Below are 702 nucleotides of genomic sequence, written 5' to 3' on the forward strand. Positions count from 1 at the left end.
GGCGGGAACTCGGCGTTTCCAGTAGTCCGACACAAGCCGCGACGCTCGAAAGTTGCCGCTTCACTTCCCCGCCCTTCGCCCAGCCTCATAAGCCCGGCGCGCCCAGACCGCCATCTCGTCGGGATCGTCGAAGGCGCTGTCCGGAACGCTCCAATAGGGCATCGCCACCTGCTTGCCGTGCCGCGAACCGGTATAGGTCCACTGGCTGCAGCCGGCAGCTTCGAAATCGGGGATGGTTTCCTCGTCCGCCTTCAGCAGCAGTTCGCCGCGCACGACGACCGCGACGATGACGCCGTGGCAATAGATACCCTTGCCGCCGAACAGTTTTCGAATGCTGATCGGTCCGAGGCTCTCGAACAGGTCTTCAAGGCGGTCATTGTCCATGCCGCAATCATCTCATCCGGCATGGGCCTTGTCATCGCCGCAACCAAAAGCATGCTGACAGGTTGAGAACCTGAAAACGGAGTTCCCGCCATGCCTGTCCTGCTCAAAGGCTCCTGCCGCTGCGGCGCCGTCCGCTTCGAGGTGGAAAGCCACACGCCGGTGCCGTTCATGCTCTGCTACTGTTCGATCTGCCGCAAGCAGCAGGGCGGCGGCGGGTTTGCGATCAACCTCGGCGCCGACTACGACACGATGAAAATCCGAGGCAAGCGCGGCCTCGGCGTCTACCGCGCCGAGATCGAGGACGACGAGCATCCGCGC

At 63.2% G+C, this 702-nt stretch carries 1 protein-coding gene and 1 pseudogene; one reads left to right on the top strand and one right to left on the bottom strand.

Going from position 1 to position 702, the window contains the following annotated elements; genetic code table 11:
• Window positions 1-60: 60 nt before the first annotated feature.
• Entirely contained in the window at window positions 61-384 is a 324-nt protein-coding gene (locus EOA29_RS38870; RefSeq protein ID WP_126093592.1) for a TfoX/Sxy family protein, read from the bottom strand.
• 90 nt (window positions 385-474) lie between these two features.
• On the opposite strand from EOA29_RS38870, the pseudogene EOA29_RS38875 reads away from it, so the two are divergent.
• Window positions 475-702: pseudogene (locus EOA29_RS38875) on the top strand (GFA family protein); the annotation flags it as partial.

Source organism: Mesorhizobium sp. M1E.F.Ca.ET.063.01.1.1, from assembly GCF_003998155.1.
GTDB lineage: Bacteria > Pseudomonadota > Alphaproteobacteria > Rhizobiales > Rhizobiaceae > Mesorhizobium.